The 15075-nt window shown below is 64.6% G+C and carries 14 protein-coding genes; 5 read left to right on the top strand and 9 right to left on the bottom strand.

The window, feature by feature from the left end; translation table 11 throughout:
* Window positions 1-6: 6 nt before the first annotated feature.
* The 3 genes from HMPREF9452_RS05525 to dnaK all read right to left on the bottom strand — a co-directional run bounded on the left by HMPREF9452_RS05525 (window position 7) and on the right by dnaK (window position 3774).
* The gene (locus HMPREF9452_RS05525) at window positions 7-972 is read right to left on the bottom strand and encodes a DnaJ C-terminal domain-containing protein (RefSeq protein WP_009141145.1); all 966 of its coding nucleotides are present in this window, start codon (window positions 970-972) and stop codon (window positions 7-9) included.
* A gap of 124 nt (window positions 973-1096) precedes the next feature.
* Window positions 1097-1858 (bottom strand): nucleotide exchange factor GrpE, encoded by a 762-nt coding sequence (locus HMPREF9452_RS05520; RefSeq protein ID WP_009141144.1) that lies wholly within the window; start codon window positions 1856-1858, stop codon window positions 1097-1099.
* 26 nt (window positions 1859-1884) lie between these two features.
* Complete coding sequence (dnaK, locus tag HMPREF9452_RS05515; RefSeq protein ID WP_009141143.1) at window positions 1885-3774, bottom strand: molecular chaperone DnaK; 1890 nt, start codon at window positions 3772-3774, stop codon at window positions 1885-1887.
* A 916-nt stretch (window positions 3775-4690) separates the two neighbouring features.
* On the opposite strand from dnaK, the gene HMPREF9452_RS05510 reads away from it, so the two are divergent.
* Entirely contained in the window at window positions 4691-4876 is a 186-nt protein-coding gene (locus HMPREF9452_RS05510) for a DUF362 domain-containing protein (protein WP_009141142.1), read from the top strand.
* Between the two features lie 236 nt (window positions 4877-5112).
* Here HMPREF9452_RS05510 and HMPREF9452_RS05505 read toward each other — a convergent pair whose 3' ends face one another.
* The 5 genes from HMPREF9452_RS05505 to HMPREF9452_RS05485 all read right to left on the bottom strand — a co-directional run bounded on the left by HMPREF9452_RS05505 (window position 5113) and on the right by HMPREF9452_RS05485 (window position 9751).
* A complete protein-coding gene (locus tag HMPREF9452_RS05505; protein ID WP_009141141.1) occupies window positions 5113-5655 on the bottom strand; it encodes a transcription repressor NadR in 543 nt (180 codons plus the stop codon).
* Window positions 5655-6566 carry a carboxylating nicotinate-nucleotide diphosphorylase gene (nadC, locus tag HMPREF9452_RS05500; RefSeq protein ID WP_009141140.1) on the bottom strand — a complete coding sequence of 304 codons (912 nt, stop codon included), beginning with the start codon at window positions 6564-6566 and terminating at the stop codon, window positions 5655-5657. Before nadC ends, HMPREF9452_RS05505 begins: the two co-directional genes overlap by 1 nt.
* Window positions 6567-6589: 23 nt before the next feature.
* Window positions 6590-7999: an L-aspartate oxidase gene (locus tag HMPREF9452_RS05495; protein ID WP_009141139.1), complete on the bottom strand. Its 1410-nt coding sequence runs from the start codon at window positions 7997-7999 to the stop codon at window positions 6590-6592.
* Window positions 8000-8011: 12 nt separating this feature from the next.
* On the bottom strand, window positions 8012-8968 hold the full coding sequence (gene nadA / locus HMPREF9452_RS05490; protein ID WP_009141138.1) for a quinolinate synthase NadA: 957 nt from the start codon (window positions 8966-8968) through the stop codon (window positions 8012-8014).
* Between the two features lie 201 nt (window positions 8969-9169).
* Window positions 9170-9751 (bottom strand): hypothetical protein, encoded by a 582-nt coding sequence (locus HMPREF9452_RS05485; RefSeq protein WP_009141137.1) that lies wholly within the window; start codon window positions 9749-9751, stop codon window positions 9170-9172.
* Between the two features lie 175 nt (window positions 9752-9926).
* On the opposite strand from HMPREF9452_RS05485, the gene trxA reads away from it, so the two are divergent.
* From trxA to hypF, 4 genes are all read left to right on the top strand, one after another.
* On the top strand, window positions 9927-10247 hold the full coding sequence (trxA, locus tag HMPREF9452_RS05480) for a thioredoxin (RefSeq protein ID WP_009141136.1): 321 nt from the start codon (window positions 9927-9929) through the stop codon (window positions 10245-10247).
* A gap of 357 nt (window positions 10248-10604) precedes the next feature.
* Window positions 10605-10853 carry a hypothetical protein gene (locus HMPREF9452_RS05475; protein ID WP_009141135.1) on the top strand — a complete coding sequence of 83 codons (249 nt, stop codon included), beginning with the start codon at window positions 10605-10607 and terminating at the stop codon, window positions 10851-10853.
* A gap of 3 nt (window positions 10854-10856) precedes the next feature.
* A complete protein-coding gene (gene nikR / locus HMPREF9452_RS05470; RefSeq protein WP_009141134.1) occupies window positions 10857-11303 on the top strand; it encodes a nickel-responsive transcriptional regulator NikR in 447 nt (148 codons plus the stop codon).
* A gap of 84 nt (window positions 11304-11387) precedes the next feature.
* Window positions 11388-13928: a carbamoyltransferase HypF gene (gene hypF / locus HMPREF9452_RS05465; RefSeq protein WP_009141133.1), complete on the top strand. Its 2541-nt coding sequence runs from the start codon at window positions 11388-11390 to the stop codon at window positions 13926-13928.
* Here the strand turns inward: hypF and HMPREF9452_RS05460 are convergent.
* Complete coding sequence (locus HMPREF9452_RS05460; protein ID WP_009141132.1) at window positions 13925-14980, bottom strand: ribokinase; 1056 nt, start codon at window positions 14978-14980, stop codon at window positions 13925-13927. The genes hypF and HMPREF9452_RS05460 overlap by 4 nt on opposite strands.
* Window positions 14981-15075 lie beyond the last annotated feature (95 nt).

The raw sequence follows: 15075 nt of genomic DNA, 5'->3' as shown, positions 1-15075 counted from the left end.
CAACTCTTACATCTTAGCGCGGAAACGGTCGACCTTCTCGCGATAGTCGCGCTGGTCGGCTTCCAACAGGGACTCAAGGCTTTCGCGCTCTTGGTCGGAAAGACGCGAGGGCGTCTGCACCACGATCTTGACCAGCAGCGCGCCGTTGCGACCGCGATGCTTTACGTCCGGCGCGCCCATGTCCTTGAAACGGAAGGTCTTGCCCGTCTGCGTACCCGCTGGAACCTTAAGGCGAACCGTGGCGCCGCCCGGGGTGGGAACGTCCACCTGGCAGCCCAGCGCCGCCTCGTAGATGGAGATGGGCAGGTCCATATTCACGTCTGCGCCCTTGCGCTTGAACAGCGGGTGCTCCTCGACGTGCGTGGTAACCACCAGGTCGCCGCGCTCGCCGCCGCCGGCGCCGTACTCGCCGCGCCTCTTGTAGCGCAGCTTGCCGCCATCCACCGCGCCGGCGGGCACGGAGACCGTTATGGTCTGCTGTTCGCCGGTGGAAGGAATGCGGTAGGTCACCTTATGCGTCACGCCGCGAAACGCGTCCTCCGCCGTAACGTCCACGGTCAGGGACAGATCGCTGCCCTTGCGGCTGCGCGCGCGAGCTCCCGCGGCGCCGCCCATGCCGCCCATGCCGCCGCCAAACCCCTGGCCCCAATCAGAGCCGAAGGCGCCCTCGCCACGCAGGATGCTGTCGAAGATATCGCCCCAGCCCGCACCGGCGCCTCCCGTGTAGGTATAGCCGCCGGCGCCGCCGGCACCGGGCATGCCGCCAAACATCAGCAGCTGGTCGTATTCTTTGCGCTTCTTCGCGTCAGACAGGGTCTCGTACGCTTCGCTGATCTCTTTGAACTTCGCCTCGTCGCCGCCCGCATCCGGGTGGTATTTCTGGGCGAGTTTGCGAAACGCCGTCTTGATGTCCTTGTCGGAGGCGTCGCGTGATACGCCGAGGACGTCGTAGAAGTTCTTACCCTGTGGCATCGTCTGCCTCCTTTCTTCAAAACGAAACCAGAGCGCGTCGCCAAGAACCCCAAGTGGGTCCACGACAACGGCTCTGGTCCCGCAAAGGGCTCCGGTCGCAATCAGCTTCCGAAGCCCTGTCTACTTACTCGTTGGCGTCCTGGGCCTCATCGGCCTCGGGCTCCGGCGCGGGACGCTTCTCGCCACCGTAGGTGACCGTCACCATCGCGGGACGCAGGACCTTGCCGCCCATGCGATAGCCCTTCTGGTACACGTCGTTCACCGTCTCGTCGTACCGGCTGGCGTCCTCAACGCGTCCCACCGCCTGGTGGACGTTGGGATCGAACGCCTCGCCAACGGGATCGATGACCTCGGCGCCCTCATGCTCCAGCACGCCCATGATCTTGACGCGGACGGCGTCCACGCCATCGACGAACTGGCTAAAGCTCTCAGAAAGCTCCTGGGCGCGAGCGTGGTCAAGCGCACGCTCCATGTCATCGATCGCGGGCAGCAGCGCCATCACAAGCTTCTCGGTCGCGCGATCGCGTTCCTCATTGCGCTCGCGGGCGGTGCGGCGACGATAGTTCTCCCAGTCCGCTTGCAGGCGGGCGTGGCGCTCGACGGCGTCCTTCGCCTTTTCTTCGGCGGACGAGGCGGCCTCGGCAGCTTCCTCCAGCTCGTGGCGAACCTGCTCCAGCTCTTTGACGGCCTTTTCGTACTTGAACTTAAAGTCGTTCTCGGCAGCCTCTTCACCGGCGCGGATGGCGGCCTCGACCATTTCCTCCTCAGTCATGGCCGGAGCCTCCGCCTCGGCGTCGACAACTTCCTCGACAACCTCGGGCGCTACGGTCTCTTCTTCGGTCTCGGGTGCATCGACTTCCTCAACCGACTCAACAGGGATCTTCACGTCCTTCTCCTTACGCGGGGACATCGTTAGTTGTTGGAATCGTCGTCAACGACCTCGTAGTCGGCATCGACCACGTCGTCGTCAGAGGAGGAACCATCGGCAGCGGAAGCCTGCTGAGCGTCGGCGTAAACCATCTGGGCGAGCTCGTAGGCAACGGACTGCAGGTTGTCGCCAGCGGACTTGATGGCGTCGATATCGGAGCCCTCGAGTGCCTTCTTGGCGTCGGCGATAGCGCTCTCGGCCTTGCTCTTGAGGTCGCCGGAAACCTTGTCGCCCAGCTCGTTCAGGGTCTGCTCGGTGGAGTAGCACAGGGAGTCGGTCTGGTTGCGGGCCTCGACCTCTTCCTTCTGCTTCTTGTCCTCCTCGGCATGGGACTCGGCGTCCTTGACCATGCGGTCGACTTCCTCGTCCGAAAGAGCGGTGGAACCGGAGATGGTGATGGACTGCTCCTTGCCGGTGCCCTTGTCCTTAGCGGAGACCTTCACGATGCCGTTGGCGTCGATGTCGAAGGTGACCTCGATCTGAGGCACGCCGCGGCGGGCAGCCGGGATGCCGGAGAGCTGGAACTTGCCCAGGGACTTGTTGTCGCGCGCAAGCTCGCGCTCGCCCTGCAGGACGTTGATCTCGACGCTGGTCTGGTTGTCGGCAGCGGTGGAGTAAACCTCGGTCTTGCTGGTGGGGATGGTGGTGTTGCGGTCGATCATCTTGGTCATGATGCCGCCCATGGTCTCAACGCCCAGGGACAGCGGGGTCACGTCGAGCAGCAGGATGCCCTCGACGTCGCCGGTGAGAACGCCGCCCTGAACGGCAGCGCCGTTGCAGACGACCTCGTCCGGGTTCACGGACATGTTGGGCTGCTTGCCGGTCATGTTCTTGACCAGATCCTGAACGGCGGGCATACGGGTGGAACCGCCGACCAGAATGACCTCGTCCACCTCGTTCAGCGAAACGCCGGCGTCGCGCAGAGCCTTGGTAACGGGCTGCTTGCAGCGCTCGAGCAGGTCGCGGGTAATGCGCTCGAACTCGGCGCGGGTCAGGGTGTAATCAAGGTGCTTGGGGCCGGTGGCGTCAGCGGTGATGAAGGGCAGGTTGATCTGGGCCTGCTGAGCGGAGGAGAGCTCCTTCTTGGCGTTCTCGGCCGCCTCCTTCAAGCGCTGCAGAGCCATGGCATCGTTGCGCAGGTCGATACCGTTGTCCTGCTTGAACTTGTCGGCCATCCAGTCGATGACGCGCTGATCCCAGTCGTCGCCGCCCAGGTGGTTATCGCCGTTGGTAGCGAGAACCTCGAAGACGCCGTCGGCGAGGTCGAGCAGGGACACGTCGAAGGTGCCACCGCCCAGGTCGAAGACCAAGACCTTCTGCTCCTGGGTCTTCTTGTCCAGGCCGTAGGCCAGAGCGGAGGCGGTGGGCTCGTTGACGATGCGCTTGACGTTGAGGCCAGCGATGCGGCCGGCATCCTTGGTGGCCTGGCGCTGGGCGTCGTTGAAGTAGGCGGGGACGGTGATGACGGCGTCGGTGATGGTCTCGCCCAGATACTTCTCGGCGTCGGCCTTCATCTTGGACAGGATCATCGCGGAGACCTGCTCGGGAGTGTACTCCTTGCCCTCGATCATGACGACGCAACGGCCGTTGGCGCCCTCCTTGACCTCGTAGGGAACGGTCTTCAGCTCGTCCTGGACCTCGGAGAACTTGCGGCCCATGAAACGCTTGATGGAGAACACGGTGTTCTTGGGGTTGGTGACGGCCTGGTTCTTAGCGGCCTTGCCCACGATGCGGTCGCCGTCGGCGCGGAAGCCCACGACGGACGGGGTGGTGCGGTCGCCCTCTGCGTTCACGATGGTAGTGGGGGTGCCGCCCTCCAGGACCGCCATGGCGGAGTTGGTGGTACCGAGGTCGATGCCGAGGATCTTGCTCATAGTAATCATCCCTTCTTGGGGTTGGACCGCGCTCCCCGAGTCGCCGTGAAGCAGCGGTGCCTTTTTCGTTCGGTAGTACTATATCCCCTTAAGTATCGCGATATACAAAATCTAAGTCAATTCATATAAGATTTCTTATTTCGTCCGCCCTAAAGTTACCTTAGTGGACACGCCACGCGCGCTGACCACGGGATTCTCTAGCCGGTGCTCTTGTTTTGGCCACGCCGGCGAGCTTCCGTCATCTTCACATTGCTCCACAATCTTGCAAGCGGGCTTAACAACGCCGCGCTCGGCGCGCCCGCTGAAATCGCGCTCCGGTTGGACTTGCACGTCCGCTGAAATCGCGCTCCGGTTGCGCCCGTTTGCTGAAAATGCGGTTCAGTTGGACTTGGCGCTGCTGGAAATGACCTCCAGTTGGAGTTGGGCGCTTAGGCACAACAGATCTCTCCAGGGAAACTGCAGGTAATGGCGCCGCAGCCACAATCTCCTCGCTGGCGCAACTCCAACTGAAGGCCGTTTTCAGCAGTCGAGCGCGCACAGAGGCATTTTTCAGCAGAGCGCAAGTTCAACTGAAGGCAAAAAACAGCAACCGCATCACGCCCAGCCATGCGGGCGCCTCAAAGCCGGCGCTCGAGCAATCAGCCGCTGCCCAAACCGGTGCCGCTCTTTATTAAAGATACTTTTCCTAGGAATGCATCCCAATTATTAGAAGTGAGAGTATGGGCGCAGGCAAGCCCTCTACCTGCATGTTTTCAACCCATAGCAAAAGCAATCTCTAGTAAGCCATAGCTGACTCGGTGAACGGTATGAAGAAGCTCACCGCGAGGACTTGCAAACCCCTTTACTCGCGGTATATTTGACCCGACCGACCGATGCCTGTCGCCTAAGCGCATCGGACTATAGAGAGGAAACTACCATGGCTCATCCCGTAATTGATGCCGACGAGTGCATCGCTTGTGGCGTTTGCGTTGACGCTTGCCCCGCTGGTGTTCTGGAGCTCAACGACGTCGCTACCGTCGCTGACGAGGATTCCTGCGTTGCCTGCGGCGCCTGCCAGGACGCTTGCCCCGCTGGCGCGATCACCGAGATCGTCGACGAGTAACATCGTACGCGCACCCGCGTGCTAAAGAGAACCCGGCTCGAAGCGGATAATCCGCCGAGCCGGGTTCTTTTTTATTTCACCCCTAGACAACGAAGCCGCAGCGGGTAAGCCGCAGCGGGACACTGCAGGCAGCTCCGGCGAAGCGGCCCCACGGGCTTACCCGCCGGGTCCCTCCGCCATCGCATGAAGCCCCGCCGCGACATCGGGCTCAACGCCGCGCCGCTACGCCAAAGCCGCTACGCTAAATCATCCTCATAGGGCATAACCTCCGCCAGGTAGCCCTTCTCTGCAAGCGACGCCTCTATCTCGTCCAGCTCCTCCTCAGAATCCGCCACGATACGGTGGAAATGATAGCCGCTGGTAACGGTCATAAGAGGAAAGCTCTTGCCCGTCTCGATACCCTTGATATAGCGGGCGACGTCGCGTCGGTTGCGCACGTCCAGATCCGCGGTGATCTTGCCGTAAACGCGGTGGTTGACCATCACGTTGGTGACCGCGCCGCCCAAGTCGACAATGGTATTGAGCTCGTCCTCCACATCGTCCACCGTGTGATGCACCTTTACCAGGCGCGTGGGCAGCTCGGCGACCGCGCCCTCGCGCAGAACGTAGCCGCGCGCCGTGGCGACCACGTCATGGCCGTTGGCGCGCAGCAAGGCGATGTCTTGGACGATGACCTGCCGACTCACGCCCAGGGCCCGCGCCAGCGCGCTGCCGGAGACAGGCGAGGCGGCACGCTGCAGCTCGCCCATAAGCTCGAGCCTGCGTTCGCGACCTTTCATCACTTGTCCTCACCCGCGTGCAGCGCGATATCGGCAGCGCCCGCCGACACACCTTCGTCCTCGATCATGCGCAGGTGCTTGAGAGACAGATCCAAAATGCCGGCCGAATGCGTAAGCGCACCGGAAGAGATCACGTCTACGCCCAGGTCCGCCAGCTCGCGGATGCTATCCAGGTCCACGTTGCCGGACGCCTCCACCACGGCGCGCCCGTCGATAAGTGCGATTGCCCGGGCCATGTGGTCGTGATCCATGTTGTCCAGCATGATGATGTCCGCGCCGGCGTCCACCGCCTCGCGCACCATGTCGAGCGTCTCGCACTCCACCTCGATTGTGCACGTAAACGACGCGTGAGCGCGCGCCGCCACGACCGCCCGCGCAATGCCGCCCGCCGCGTCGATGTGGTTGTCCTTGAGCATGACCGCGCTCGAAAGGTTGTAGCGATGGTTGGCGCCGCCGCCCAGGCGCACGGCTTCCTTCTCGAAGATGCGCATGCCGGGCGTGGTCTTGCGCGTGTCTGCCAGCACGGTCTTGGTACCCGCCAGCGCGTCCGCCATGCGACGCGTGTAGGTGGCGATGCCGCTCATGCGCTGCAGGTAGTTCAGCGCCACGCGCTCGCCGGACAGCAGCACGCGCGCGTCGCCATAGACCATGGCAAGCAGCTGGCCGTTCTCGACGCGGTCGCCGTCTTGCACGCGAGCATCCACGCGCGTCGAGGGATCAAGCAGCGTAAACGCGCGCTCAAATACACCCAGGCCGGCAATGACGCCGTCCGCCTTGGCAATCAGCTGCACTTGAGCCTCGCGGCGGGCGGGGCACACGGACATGGTGCTGATGTCCTCGCTGGTAATGTCCTCTTGCAGGGCGCGGCGAATATACTCGTCCGCCACAAGGTTCATGGTAATGGGGTTCATGGGTCCTCCTAGTTGGCCTGGGATTATTTGGACGAGGATTCGCCACGCACCGGACTCGCGGGATCAGAAGCGCTGGGCACGGAAATCGCGGGCGCCGCGCACAGGCGGTCGATCGATGCGTCGAAGCCGGTTGCGCGGTGAGCCCCGTCCAGCGCGGGCTCCCCCGCAGCCTCGACTTCAAGCGAGCGGCCCGTGGCGATGTTGTACGCCGCGCGGCGCGCGAACACCAGAGCCTCCAGCAGGCTGTTGCTTGCAAGGCGATTGCGCCCATGGACGCCGTTGCAGCTGGTCTCGCCCGCGGCGTACAGGCGGGGCATAGAAGTTGCGGAATCGCGGTCCACCCGCACGCCGCCCATAAAGTAATGCTGCGTGGGCACCACGGGGATGGACTCGTCCAAAATATCGCGGTCCTCTTCCAAGCAGCGCTGGCGAATGTTCACAAAGTGCTCGCGCACCACCGCAGGGTCCACGGGGGCGAAGCTCAGCCACTCGTGCTCCGAGCCGTCTGCGCGCATCTGCTCGCGAATGGCAGCGGCCACCACGTCGCGCGGCTGGAGCTCGTCGACAAAGCGCTCGCCGGCCTGGTTGAGCAGCACCGCGCCCTCGCCGCGGCAGCTCTCAGAGATAAGAAACGTGCGCCCCGGTCGCTGCGAATACAGGCCGGTGGGGTGAATCTGCACGTAGTCCAAATGCTCCGTCTCAAGGCCATACTTGGTCGCCAGATACACTGCGTCGCCCGTGAGCTGGGGAAAGTTGGTGGAATGCTGGTAGACGCCGCCAATGCCGCCCGTCGCCAGCAGTGTGGCGCCCGCATGGATCTCAAAGGCGGGGGCGGGACGGACGCCGGCAGCGGGCTCGCCGGCAGCGGGGGCGGTCGCGTCCTCTGGCATAAGCTCGTCGATGGTCTGGACGGACTGCTCCTCCGTCACCGGGCAGGCCACAACGCCGCGGCACTCTCCCTTCTCAACCAGCAGATCGATCATGGCCGTGTGGTCCAGAATCTCCACGTTGGGCAGCTGCTGTACGCGCTCTAGCAGCTTGGACGTAATCGCCTTGCCCGTAACGTCCCTGTAAAAGGCGATGCGCGGACGGGCATGCGCACCCTCGCGGGTAAACGCCAGCGAGCCGTCCGCCTCGCGATTGAACTCCACGCCCAACGCCACCAGGTCGTTGATGACCGAACGGCTGGAGCGAATCATGATGTCCACGCTCTCGCGGCGGTTCTCGTAATGCCCCGCGCGCATGGTGTCCTCAAAAAAAGAATCGTAGTCGTCGCCCTCCGGCAGCACGCAGATGCCGCCCTGGGCAAGCATGGAGTCGCACTCGTCCAGCTCTCCCTTTGAAAGCATGACCACGCGCGAGGTGGCGGGCAGGTTCAGCGCGGCATACAGGCCGGCCACGCCGCAGCCCGCAATGACAACATCGCAGTCCATCTGCTCCCCTTTCTAGCGGGCCGCGTACTCAAGCATGCGGTCGAGCGTCAGCTTTGCCTGAGGCGCTGCGGCGGGGTCGACCGCGACCTCGCCCAAACCCGTCTCCAGGCACGCCGCCACCTTTTCCAGGGTGACCATGTCCATATCGCGGCAGGTGGGAGGCGTGTGAGTGAAATAGAAGCGCTTGGAGGGACAGCGTCGCTGCAGCTCATAGAGGACGCCGCGAACCGTGACCACGATGAACTCGTCCGCGTCGCTCGCCTCCGCGGCCGCGATGATGCCGGAGGTCGCGCCTATGTAGTCGGCCTCCGCCAGGACCTGCTCGGTGCATTCGGGATGCGCCAGCACTCGCGCGGCGGGATGCTGGGCCTTGAGCTCTCGAAGCTCGTCCAAAGACACCTCTTCATGGCGAGGGCAGCAGCCCTGGTTGAGGATGATGTGCTTGTCCGGAACCCGCTCGGCCACATAGCGGCCCAGGTTGCGGTCGGGAATAAACAGCACGTGATGCTGCGGCAGCTCGGAGACAATCTTGACGGCGTTGGACGAGGTCACGCAGACGTCGCTCCAAGATTTGACTTCTACCGTTGAGTTGACGTAGCAGGCGACCGCGAGGTCGTCGCCGTATCGCTCGCGCGCGGCCTCGACCGTTTCGCGCTTGACCATGTGAGCCATGGGGCAGTCCGCCGCGGGCTCGGGCAGCAGCACGGTCTTGGACGGATTGAGCAGCTTGGCGCTCTCGCCCATAAACTCCACGCCGCTCAGCACAATGGTCTGCTGCGGCAGGCTGACGGCGAGCTTGGCCAGGTAAAACGAGTCGCCCACGTAATCTGCCGCTGCCTGGACCTCCGGCGCCACGTAATAGTGCGCCAGGATCACGGCGTCGCGATCCTGCTTAAGCCGGGCGATGCGCTCAAGCAGATTCTGTGCATCGGCGTCCTTAGCGAGATCGCCATTCAATTGTCGATTCATTAGTGTCTCCCCCTGTTTGACGCGCCCGTGCGGACGCGCTCTCAATCGTTGGGGAAAGTATGGCACCAGACCATACACCTGACAAGACAGGTGTAAAGACTGTTAACGTTTCATACACATGGGGAGCCACCGACCCGCGGCGCGGACGGTCTCGCCCAGAACATAGCGCAAACTTGCCGCGAGGCGGCCGGGAGCGAATCTCTAGTACGGAGCGGCGGCGGGACGAATCTGCTTGAGATACGCCCACATGCGCTGCTTGGCCGCGCGATCCGCAAGCGCCGCCTCGAATCCGTCGAGCGCCAGCACGCGGCGACCCAGCACGGGGGCCACCAGACCCGGCATAAGCATCGCCGTGTTAAAGTCCTCGATAGCGGCAAGGGCGTCCGCGTACGCCTCGCGCATAAGCGCCGTCGCGGCATCGTCCAGCAAAATCACGGCCTCCGGATCGAACGCCTCTACGGCCTCGCGGAAAAACTCAACCGAAAGCGGGCTGCCCAAGGCGCCGGCAGACGCGTCTGCGCCCTCACCATACACGGCGGCCATACCGCAGAAATCCTCGGGCGCAAACCCCACCGCGGAAAGGGCGGAGCGCAACGCGTTGCCGTCCGCACCCGCCAAGAGCTCGCCGCCCGCGATCTCCGCCGCGTTAAGATCGCCCTTTACCAGCAAAACGGGCGAAAACCCGTTGCCCACGGCGCGCAGGCCGCGCGACACCAGAGACTCAAGCTCCTGGTTCGCTTGATTATGCAGGGCGGATTTGCGATCAGCGGTAGAGATGTTCATGGGATTCCCTCTTTCTCTTATGCCGCACCATTCTACCGCGCGGACGGCGTCTCGCAATGTCGGTAACCTTGTCACATAAACCGTTGCAAGCATTGGCGCAACTTGGGTATAACGCTTGTCGATGAGATAAACCACCGCGCGCCGTAGCGTCGCGGGCACGCCAATAGGAGGAACCATGGCAAACATCACCGAGGTCACCAAGGCCAATTTTAACGATCTGCTGAACGAGGACGCCCCCGTCCTGGTCGACTTCTGGGCACCGTGGTGCGGCCCCTGCCGTACGCTCTCCCCCATCGTCGACGAGATCGCCGACGATCTTGCCGGCCAGATCAAGGTCGCCAAGTGCAACGTGGACGAGAACCAGGATATCGCCATGAAGTACGGCGTCATGTCCATCCCCACCCTGGTTCTGCTCAAGGGTGGTCAGGAAATCGCCCGCACCGTGGGCGCCATGCCCAAAGCCAAGCTCATGGCGGAGCTGCAGGCGCACCTGTAAACCCCGCCCCGCCCGCGAGAGGGCAAACCAACAGCCCCCTTCCGCCCCGGCGCCCTCCCCTTCTGGCGCCGGGGTTTCTTTTTGCCCCGCCTGTCCAATAACAACACGCATGAAGACAGGCGCAGCCATCCCGCTGCGCAGTTCTTGAGGATAATTGCATCAATTTTAAAAAGTGCTGAGTAGACCCCAGTTACCTAACGCCGCTACCTCGAATTTCGATATGTTATTGATTTGGTATACAAAACAAATCTCAAAAGTCGTGCAATTATCCGTAAGAACCGTGAAAGCCCCGCCGTAGTACACTGAACCAACAGCGACACAACCGTCCGTTTTTTGGACCTACCCCAGGAGGAAGCCATGCATGACGTGGGAATGAACATGAGCCAGCTCGCCATGAGCGTCAAGCAGGTCGACGACACCATCCAGCTTGCCCATGAATGGAGCCACCAGCTGCTGCACGCCACCGAGAACTTCGACATGGAACGCATCGGCGCCAAACTCGAAGCCGCCATGGCCGCCCTGCACGAAGCCCACGATGCACTCGAGGGCTACGAGGACGCCATAGAGGCCGACCACAACTCCGTTGGCTCCGTAAAGCTGGTGTAGGCGGTGGCCACCACCCCGGGCGCAGCCGCCGAGCTCGCCCGCTTCTCCATCGCCGTTCCGGAGGACCTGCTCCGCGCGTTCGACGAGCAGATCAAGCGCCGCGGCGACAACGCCAACCGCTCGGAGGCTATCCGCGACCTCATCCGCGCCTCGCTGGTCGAGGATGCGCAACGCACGCCAGACGCGCAGGTCATAGGTTCGCTCACCATGATCTACGATCACCACACCGGCGACCTCACCCGTCGCTTGGACGAGGTCCAGCACGACTACACGGACGAGATAGTCTCGACCATGCACGTGCACCTGGACCACCACAACTGCCTTGAGATTCTCGCCCTCAAGGGCCGCGGCGAGCGCGTCTACGAGCTCGCCGACAAGCTACTGGGCCTGCGCGGCGTCTCCCATGGCGAGCTCACCTGCGCGGCGACCGACTCCAGCCTCGAGCTGTAGCGGCATCCGTCGCGCAACGCCCGCTGCGGTGCAGCCCGCACCGCGCCGCGCCGCGCGACGGCACCCCAAAAGTTAGGAACATGTATGACCGACGCCCTCATCCATATCACCGGCATTGTCCAGGGCGTCGGCATGCGTCCCTTTGTCTTTCGCGAGGCCGTTGCCAACCGCATATCCGGCTGGGTGCTCAACGCCGGCGACGGCGTACACATCGAGGCCCATGGCGCGGACGAGGATATGCGCAAGTTCGTGCGCGCGCTTTCCGCCCACGCGCCCGCCGCATCCCGCATCGAGCGCGTGGCGGTAACCCCGCTCGAGAACCATCCGTCCCGCAGCGGCGACGCGGCTTCCGCCCCCGGCGCGCCTGCGTTCATCATCCGCACGTCAGAGGACAAAACCGCCCACACCACGCTGGTCTCGCCCGACATCGCCACCTGCCCGGACTGCGTCCGCGAGCTCTTCGACCCCACAGACCGGCGCTACCACTACCCCTTCATCAACTGCACCAACTGCGGACCGCGCTTCACCATCATCCGCGACCTGCCCTATGACCGCGCCATGACCTCCATGGACCGCTTCCCCATGTGCCCCGCCTGCGCCGCCGAATACGCCGATCCGCTCGACCGGCGTTTCCACGCCCAGCCGGACGCCTGCTTTGAGTGCGGCCCGCACATCACGTGGCGCGAGCGCGATCCTCAGCCCGGCACCGCGCCCGACGCCGGGCCAGTCCCCGCCATTGGGCGCACCCGCCAAGAAAGCGACGCCATCATCGAGCGCTGCCGCGAACTCATCGCCGCAGGGGGCATCGTCGCCATCAAGGGCTTGGGCGGCTTCCACCTCGCCTGCGACGCCTCCAACCAGGCCGCGGTGCTCGAACTCCGCCGCCGCAAGCGCCGCTCCAACAAGCCGCTCGCCGTCATGGTGCGCGACCTCGACCGCGCCCGCGCCCTTTGCCATGTGGACGAGGACGAGCAGCAGCTGCTCGCAGGATCGGTGCGGCCCATCGTCCTGCTGCGACGCCGCAAGCCCGCGCCCGGCGCCCGCCCGGCAACCGCGCCCGCGGTCGCGCCGGCAGTCGCGTTCGACCTGCCGGAGCTGGGCGTCATGCTGCCCTATACGCCCCTGCAGCACCTGCTGCTGGCCTCCTGCGAGAAGACCGGCGTCACCGCGCTAGTCATGACCAGCGGCAACGTCAGCGAAGAACCCATCGAAACAAACGACAAGCTTGCCTGGGAGCGCTTGGTCGCCACCGGCATCGCCGACGCCCTGCTGGGCAACGACCGTGACATCCTCTCGCGCTACGACGACTCCGTGGTACGCGTCGTCAACGGCGCCGCCATGCCCGTGCGCCGCGCCCGCGGGTACGCTCCGCAGCCCCTTCCGCTGCCCGTGCGCCCATTGCCGCCCGCCACCCAAAACGCCCCCAGCGCGCAGGACGCCTGCATCCTGGCGTGCGGAAGCGAGCAGAAGGCCACGCTCGCCCTCACGCGCGAGAACGCGGACGGCACGGCCAGCTGCTTCTTGTCCCAGCATATCGGCGACATAGAGAACGCCGAGACCCTCGATGCGTGGCACGCCGCGCGCGAGCGCCTCACCGGCCTCTTCGACCTGCGGCAAACCGCCATCGCGTGCGACCTGCACCCCGCCTACCTTTCAAGTCAGTGGGCGCGCCAGCAGGCAGCGCAGCACCAGGCCCCGCCCATCGAAGTCCAGCACCACCACGCCCACATCGCCGCCGTCATGGCCGAGCACTCCCGCCGCGACCGCGTCCTGGGCCTGGCGTTCGACGGTACCGGCGCGGGCACGGACGGCACCGTGTGGGGCGGCGAGCTGCTGCTCTGCGACCTTGGCGGCTACGCTCGGGCGGGATCGCTCGCGCCGTGGCGCCTGCCGGGCGCGGCGGCATCGGTGCGCGACGCCCGCAGAAACGCCCTGTCCCTCCTTTACGCCGCCGACCTGCTGGACCACCCCGGCGCGGCGGCAGCGCTCGGCCAACTTGAACCAACGATGCGCGAGGTCACGCTGCAGATGGTCGAGCGCGGCGTCAACGGCCCGCTCACCAGCAGCATGGGCCGCTTGCTCGACGCCGTCTCGGCCCTGCTGGGCATCTGCGGCGTCGCAACCTATGAGGGAGAGCCCGCGATCCTCTTGGAGACCGCCGCATGGCGCGCCCGCGACCGCAACGCGCCCGCCATCGACCTGCCCTCCTTCGCGCTGTCCTGTCAAAGCCCCGCAGAACCAGACTCCCAGACCCGCTCGCATATGGCGCGTGTGGACGAGGAGACCCCACAGCGCCGCTTGACGCTCGATCCCGCACCTGCGCTGCAAGGCGTTCTCGACCGACTTCACGCCGGCGCGCCTACGGACGCGCTGGCCCTAGCGTTCCACCAATCCGTCGCCCGCTCTGCCTGCGCCGCCGCGGAAGACATCTGCCACGATGCCAGCGTCCGCACCGTCGCCCTCTCCGGCGGCGTCTTCATGAACCGCTTGCTGCTGCAGCTTATCCGCAATGGACTTGAAAGCGCAGGGCTTGAAGTGCTTATCCCGCGCAGCGTCCCCGTCAACGACGGGTGCATCGCTTACGGGCAAGCAGCGGTCGCCCGGCAGCGCTTGAGCCTGGGTTAAACCAGCCGCTCGGCAGCTCCGTCTACGACGGACGAGTCCGCAACGCCCTCGTCCGCAACACCAGCCCCGTCCGCAGCACCCTCGCCCGCAGCGGCAACCTCGTCCGCAGACGGAATCGAAGCGGCAGCGCCCGGGCGCGAGACAGCGATCGACGCCGCGCATGCAGCCGTAGCCATTGCCGCAAGTGCGCTGCCGCCCAACGCGATTCCCGCCAAGAAATAACCCGTGAACGTGTCGCCAGCTGCCGTGGTGTCCACCGCCTTGCAAGGACATGCCGGCACGTGCGTGCACGCGGCGCCGTCAATAAGATAGGCTCCCTGCGCCCCCAGCGTCATGACGACGCACGTGGAGCGGAAGCGCTCGCCCAACGCGCGGGCCACCGCCGCCCAATCACCCGCGGTCGCGTCAGCCCCCGTGGTCGCGGTGGCCTCTCCAGCATCGATATCGGCACTGTCCACAGAAGCGGCGCCCAGCGCTTTGAGCAGCTGCATCGCTTCGATTTCATTCACCAGCAGGTAGTCGACCTTATCCAAAGGCAGGTCCATAATCGACGCATCGAAGGGCGAGGGATTGAGCGCGACCTGCATGCCGCGGTCCGCCGCCTGGTCGATAACCTCGTCCACCAAATTAACCTCGTTTTGCAGCACCACCATGTCGCCGGGCCCATAAAACGCCAGCGCACGGCGAACCAGCTCGGGCGTCACACGGCGGTTGGCGCCACCGTATAAGATGATGCAGTTGTCGCCCGCGTCATCATTTTGGATAACGGCGAGCCCGGTGTGCTCGTCCTCAAGCACCTGCACGCGCGCCACATCAACGCCCGCCGCCTCAAGCTCGCCCAGCAAAAACGCGCCGTCCGCTCCCACGCAGCCGGCAAACGCTACGTCCAGGCGCCCCGACGCGGCGCGCGCGAGCGCTATCGCCTGGTTAAGCCCCTTGCCGCCGGCGCAACGAACCACGCTGGTCGCCGCCAGCGTCTCGCCGCGCGCAACCATATGAGGCACGCGATACGTGTCGTCGATGTTTGCAGATCCAAAGCACAAGATGCTCATGATGCCTCCCGGGCGCCGCGGCCGGCGCAATCTATGGTCGCTTGGATGGGGTTTCTCTTTGGGATTATCGCACGGGTGGGGACGCCGCGGGCTGC

The organism is Collinsella tanakaei YIT 12063 (assembly GCF_000225705.1).
Taxonomy (GTDB): Bacteria; Actinomycetota; Coriobacteriia; order Coriobacteriales; family Coriobacteriaceae; genus Collinsella; species Collinsella tanakaei.
The sequence above is the reverse complement of the archived record's forward strand: the minus strand, read 5'-3'. Positions and strand labels throughout refer to the sequence as shown.

Bases quoted from the DNA above. Each gene is read 5' to 3' on its own strand.
- HMPREF9452_RS05525 (WP_009141145.1), bottom strand. From the start codon at position 972: ATGCCACAGGGTAAGAACTTCTACGACGTCCTCGGCGTATCACGCGAC.
- dnaK (WP_009141143.1), bottom strand. From the start codon at position 3,774: ATGAGCAAGATCCTCGGCATCGACCTCGGTACCACCAACTCCGCCATG.
- HMPREF9452_RS05510 (WP_009141142.1), top strand. From the start codon at position 4,691: ATGGCTCATCCCGTAATTGATGCCGACGAGTGCATCGCTTGTGGCGTT.
- HMPREF9452_RS05505 (WP_009141141.1), bottom strand. From the start codon at position 5,655: ATGAAAGGTCGCGAACGCAGGCTCGAGCTTATGGGCGAGCTGCAGCGT.
- nadC (WP_009141140.1), bottom strand. From the start codon at position 6,566: ATGAACCCCATTACCATGAACCTTGTGGCGGACGAGTATATTCGCCGC.
- HMPREF9452_RS05495 (WP_009141139.1), bottom strand. From the start codon at position 7,999: ATGGACTGCGATGTTGTCATTGCGGGCTGCGGCGTGGCCGGCCTGTAT.
- nadA (WP_009141138.1), bottom strand. From the start codon at position 8,968: ATGAATCGACAATTGAATGGCGATCTCGCTAAGGACGCCGATGCACAG.
- HMPREF9452_RS05485 (WP_009141137.1), bottom strand. From the start codon at position 9,751: ATGAACATCTCTACCGCTGATCGCAAATCCGCCCTGCATAATCAAGCG.
- trxA (WP_009141136.1), top strand. From the start codon at position 9,927: ATGGCAAACATCACCGAGGTCACCAAGGCCAATTTTAACGATCTGCTG.
- HMPREF9452_RS05475 (WP_009141135.1), top strand. From the start codon at position 10,605: ATGCATGACGTGGGAATGAACATGAGCCAGCTCGCCATGAGCGTCAAG.
- hypF (WP_009141133.1), top strand. From the start codon at position 11,388: ATGACCGACGCCCTCATCCATATCACCGGCATTGTCCAGGGCGTCGGC.
- HMPREF9452_RS05460 (WP_009141132.1), bottom strand. From the start codon at position 14,980: ATGAGCATCTTGTGCTTTGGATCTGCAAACATCGACGACACGTATCGC.